General features: G+C 59.6%; 5 protein-coding genes and 1 tRNA gene. 4 read left to right on the forward strand and 2 right to left on the reverse strand.

Annotated elements, in window-relative coordinates:
• Together cpaB and EOA85_RS27600 are read right to left on the reverse strand one after the other, a co-directional pair.
• On the reverse strand, positions 1–609 hold a 609-nt coding region (gene cpaB, locus EOA85_RS27595), incomplete at its 3' end, for a Flp pilus assembly protein CpaB (RefSeq protein ID WP_245486068.1).
• Between the two features lie 887 nt (positions 610–1,496).
• Positions 1,497–2,624 carry a PQQ-dependent sugar dehydrogenase gene (locus EOA85_RS27600; RefSeq protein WP_127211879.1) on the reverse strand — a complete coding sequence of 376 codons (1,128 nt, stop codon included), beginning with the start codon at positions 2,622–2,624 and terminating at the stop codon, positions 1,497–1,499.
• Positions 2,625–2,928: 304 nt separating this feature from the next.
• Between EOA85_RS27600 and EOA85_RS27605 the strand changes: the two genes are divergently transcribed.
• The 4 genes from EOA85_RS27605 to EOA85_RS27620 all read left to right on the forward strand — a co-directional run bounded on the left by EOA85_RS27605 (position 2,929) and on the right by EOA85_RS27620 (position 4,532).
• Positions 2,929–3,408: a globin family protein gene (locus EOA85_RS27605; RefSeq protein WP_127211880.1), complete on the forward strand. Its 480-nt coding sequence runs from the start codon at positions 2,929–2,931 to the stop codon at positions 3,406–3,408.
• Between the two features lie 11 nt (positions 3,409–3,419).
• Positions 3,420–3,746 carry a hypothetical protein gene (locus EOA85_RS27610; RefSeq protein WP_029357011.1) on the forward strand — a complete coding sequence of 109 codons (327 nt, stop codon included), beginning with the start codon at positions 3,420–3,422 and terminating at the stop codon, positions 3,744–3,746.
• 128 nt (positions 3,747–3,874) lie between these two features.
• A complete protein-coding gene (locus tag EOA85_RS27615; protein ID WP_164759921.1) occupies positions 3,875–4,411 on the forward strand; it encodes a DUF2380 domain-containing protein in 537 nt (178 codons plus the stop codon).
• 45 nt (positions 4,412–4,456) lie between these two features.
• Positions 4,457–4,532: transfer RNA gene (locus EOA85_RS27620), tRNA-Thr, on the forward strand.
• Positions 4,533–4,921: the final 389 nt, after the last annotated feature.

Raw genomic sequence — 4,921 nt, forward strand, 5'->3', positions numbered from 1 at the left:
GGTCAGCACCTTGGCGCTCTCGACCACGATCTCGCTGGTCAGCGTCGAACCGGCCGCGCCTTCGGCATTTTTCGCGACTTCGGTGATGGCGCCGGCGTCGCGCGTCAGCACCACGTCGACATGGTCGCCGGGCATCACGAAGCCGCCGACGCCGGCTATTTCGTCGGTGCGGATTGTCACCGCCCGCATGCCTGGCGAAAGCAGGTTCGACAGCGTCGCGCGCCCATTGGGACCTGACAGTTTTGCAAGCAAAAGCGGCTCGTTGATCTCGAGGGGTGAAAGCACGACACGACTTCCCTCGGCCAAAGCTTCGTTGATCGTCGTGAAGGCGCCCTGCGGAAGCGAATCCTGCGGCCACGGAATTTCCGCCAGTTGCGTCCGCTCTAGCGCCATGCCGAAGCGCAGCGGCGCCTTGGCGACGACGATCGTCTGAAACTGCATCGCCGGCGGCGCGGGTGTCGGAACTGCGAGCGAAATCCCTCCGGCACGAGCGTTTGCTTCGCTCTTAATCCAGAGATCGGCGGCAAAGATCGAGGCCGCGCCGAACACCGCGGCGATGCCGATCATTGTAATGGCTTTGCCCTTCACACCCGATACCTCAAAATGCACCCTTCTTGTCTTTTGTCTTTGGCCGGACGCTACCGGGCGATTCTGAACAATTAGAAACTTCGCTTATTCGAATTGGAGCTATCGTTGCGTCTGGTTACCGAACCCTTGGACCTTTTTCCGCAATTTGAGTGAGCGCCATTTACTCTTTGGGTCGAACATTCACTTGGTTCGACGTTTCCGGCACGTCGTCACGTTGTTGGCACGGTCAATGCGGCCAGAAGCAATCGGCAGTTTTCAGGAACGAGTTCATCAGGCCTCTGTGAAATGCTTCGCCATCTAATCTGCGATGGCGTCGCTACCGTGAGCGCCCGGGTCCCAGTTCCGGTGATCGGCCTCTTCAAAACCTAGCGCGCCGGCACCGGCGTCTACATCGTGGCCGGTGGCAGGACTTTCTGGCATTTTATCTCGGCGTGCAGGCTGTTTCGACTACACGGAACATGCAGTTGGATATCTGGGCTGACCCATGGCGAAACCGATCTTGTACGGTTATGGTGACAAGTTGGAACGTACGCTTTCCGTCGCCATATTCTTAATTGTATTTACGTGTGCGATCGTCATCTTGCTTTTCAACATTGATTCTATTAGATTGGAAATACCGTATTCGAAAATTGTTTTCGGACGAGACAAGACTGACGATAGCATCGGACCATTTTCTAGCTGTACTAGGATTCTTTTCGCTATTCTCTGTTTCCGTGCTTTCGATGGTAACGATTTTGCTTTTAATTTGGCGCTGCTCTACGAAAGTTGCCCACGTCGTGTCTGAAGTATTCCGCGACGACCGTCCTTAACTCGATCACTTTAGATAGAGCGGGCCTCCAAGACGTTGGATGTCACAGCGCGATCACCCCGACCGTTTCAGAAAATCGCGTCTGTCGCGCCGCATGGGGTCACTGCGACGCTGCCGGCGCCAGTCGCAATATCCTTCCCGCTGGCTCGTCGGTCAACGCCATTACCGCGCCGTCGGGAGCCTGCACCACGTCTCGGATACGCCTGCCGAGAGCGAGGACTTCCTCGCCGGCGACCTGCTTTCCATCGATCCTGACACGAACGATGCCTTCCGCCGAAAGTCCGCCAATCAGGAGGTCGCCTCGCCAATCGGCAAACATGTCGCCGGTGTAGAAGGTCATGCCGGAAGGCGAGATGACCGGCGTCCAGCTATGGATGGAGTCGGCAAACTCCGGCCGGGTGGAAGGATCGGGGATGCGTTCGCCCGAATAATGCCGGCCCCAGCTGACTGCGGGCCAGCCGTGATTCCTGCCCGCTTGCGGAATGTTCAGCTCATCGCCGCCGCGCGGTCCCATTTCCGCCGTCCAGAGCACGCGGGTTTCGGGATGGATCGCTGCGCTTTGCACATTGCGATGCCCGTAGGACCATATCTCATCGGCGCCGTCCTTGCCGACGAAAGGATTGTCGTCAGGCACAGACCCATCGGGATTGATGCGGACGACCGTGCCGAGATGATTGTTCGCGTCCTGCGCCTGTTGCGCCTTGCCGCGATCGCCGAGCGTGACGAAGAGCTTGCCGTCCGGCGCGAATACCAGGCGGGAGCCGTAGTGGTGCCGGCTGGACACGGCTGGTTCCTGCCGGAAGATCACTTCGAAGTTCGAAAGCGCGCTGCCGTTCTTATCCAGACGTCCACGGCCGACGGAGGTGGCCGCGCCGCCGCCGCGTTCCTCCGAGTAGGAGAGATAAACCGTCCGGTTGTTGGCAAAGTCCGGATCGAGCGCCACATCCAGCAGACCGCCTTGTCCGGTGGCGAGGACGTCCGGCACACCGTCGATCGGATCGGAAACGGCCCCCTCGGTCGAGACGAGCCGCAGGCGCCCCGGACGCTCGGTGACCAGCATTGCGCCGTCGGGCAGGTAGGTCGCGCCCCAGGGATGTTCGAGCCCTTCGGCAAAGGTCTCGACCGCAATGCGGCCGGTCTCGCTCTCGATGCTGCCGTCCTGCGCGAGCGTGGTCGAGGGCGCACCGAAGGCAAGAAGAAAAGACGAAGCAATGAATATCCGCAGCATGATTTCTCCATCCGAACGGGGATATAGGGGAGGAGCCGCCGGCTCCCCGATATAATGACCGACTGCCGATGCAGTTCCAAGCTGGCGCGCGCGCCTCGGTTTTCAACTATGACCAGGTCCGGATCGAGCGAGATGAGCACGGGCCTGTGGCACCCTCAGCACGATCTACGTGAAAAGAAGCCAAATGAGCGCGAACTGAAAAACCATCGAGACACAACTGAAACACATCTGCGCGCAGGCGACATGCACGCGAAACGCTTTGGGGCGATGGTCACCCCAAGCCAGGAATGCAGGAGCGTCGCCGATGACACCCGACCAGATCAGACTTGTCCAGGACAGTTTTCGCGAGGTCGTCCCGATTCGCGTGGCCGCCGCCGCGCTGTTCTATGACCGCCTGTTCGCGATCGACGCGGACCTTCGCGCGCTGTTTCCGGTGAGAGACATGACCAAGCAAGGCGCCAAGCTGATGGCGAGCCTGGGCTTCGTCGTGCACGGATTGGACCGTGCCGACACCATCCTCCCGACGGTGCGCGTGCTCGCCAAGCGTCACGTGACCTACGGGGTCGAGGAGCGTCATTACCCGATCGTCGGGCAAGCGCTCATCGAGACGCTGGCAGTCGGCCTCGGTCCGGCTTTTACACCGGCTGTCCGCGACGCTTGGGAGGCAGCCTACGGATTGCTCGCGAATGTGATATCGCGGCTGCCCGCGAAGATCAGCTCGCAGCGTGATTTTATTGGATGCAGCCGAAGGCGACCATCCAGCCGAACGGCAAATCATAAATAGAGGAGAAAACGATGTTCAGATACACAGCTCTTGCAGCGCTTTGCGTTGTGGCAGGTTCCGCTTCTGCCGGCGAACTCACGGCCCGTCAGGGTGGGAGCGTCGATCTCGGCAACTTTCACGGCGTCGTCTACTACACGGAGGCGGCTGACGGCTACCGGGTGGTCACCACGATGGCGGCGGGCGAAGAAAGTTTGCCAGTACGCTTCGTCGCGACCCTCACCGAGGGCCAGGCGTTCGTGATCTCGGTCCCGGGCGAGTTGGCAGGGGCCGGCCAGGCACTCGAAATCTCGCGCGCCCAAGGCAAGCTCGTTGTCGCCAAGGTGGAGTCCACCCAGTAACGGGCGGAAAGTTGACGTTGCGACGTAACTGGATAGCCTTGCGCTTGCTTTCCGCCTCTTCCAAACAACGCGACGAGACAATCGGCACCGCCAAAGGGATGACTATCGTCCCAACCTCGGAGAACGAGATGCTCAAGGTGCAATGCGCAGAGGTTCGATTTCGACTTTTTGAGTGCGGTCGATTTTTCCTGGCGCTGATCGGCGCTGGCGTGCTTGCGTCGGCCGCCTTTGCCGATGCCGAGCCCACAATCCTCGCCGTCGCGGATTTCGAGTTCAAGGATACATCCGGCGAAGTCAGGGACCAGACCGCCGAACACGAGGCGCGACTGAAGGCATTTGGCGTTGCGTTGCAGGATGGTCTTTCGGGCAACCAGAAGATCGACCTCGTCGCACTACCCTGTCAGGCAGAGCAGTGCACCATCAAGGACCCCGGCCTTGTCGATCTCTCCAAGCGGGCAAGAACAGTCAGCGCGAAATATCTCCTGATCGGTCAGGTGCACAAGATGAGCACGCTGGTTGGCTGGGTGAAGTTCGCAGTGCTGGATTTGAACGACAACAAACCTGTCTGCGACCGATACCTGACCTACCGCGGGGATACCGACGAAGCGTGGCGACGCGCAGCAGAGTTCACGGCGCGCGACATCGAGAAGCACTGCATTCCGTAGCGTTGCGTCTATCACCAGCGCATCTTGGAAGACTTGGCTTCCCGGGCCGCTTTAGCTCCGTTGGTAGAGCACATCATTCGTAATGATGGGGTCAGGTGTTCGAGTCACGCAAGCGGCACCAAAGTTTGTCAAGAAAATCAAAGGTCTAAATCCAACCATCCGGGCGATCGAGTTGGAGACATTGCTTTCCGCTAAGCCTTTGTCTCCGCGTTGTCTCCAGAAAAATGCTGGCTACGGGATACGGATGGCGAGCAGCGGCGGCATTCCCGGCCTCGACGCTCCGCGCCAATCGGGATCAGGCTTGGGCGAAGCGGCCGATTTGGAATACGGGACTGGCCGAAGACGACGGTGGCGCTCGCCGGTCCCGTTTGCCGCAGCGGATTTAGAGCGGGATGAGATTAGTTTCGGTCATAGCCGGAGTTTTTGAAGTAGTGTGAGCACTCGGCGGATGTGATGCGGTTGAGAATTTGGCCGATCGCGTCGCAGACGGTTTGGACGGTGCGGCTTGCT

It is taken from the genome of Mesorhizobium sp. M5C.F.Ca.IN.020.29.1.1 (assembly GCF_003997375.1).
Classification (GTDB): domain Bacteria; phylum Pseudomonadota; class Alphaproteobacteria; order Rhizobiales; family Rhizobiaceae; genus Mesorhizobium; species Mesorhizobium wenxiniae.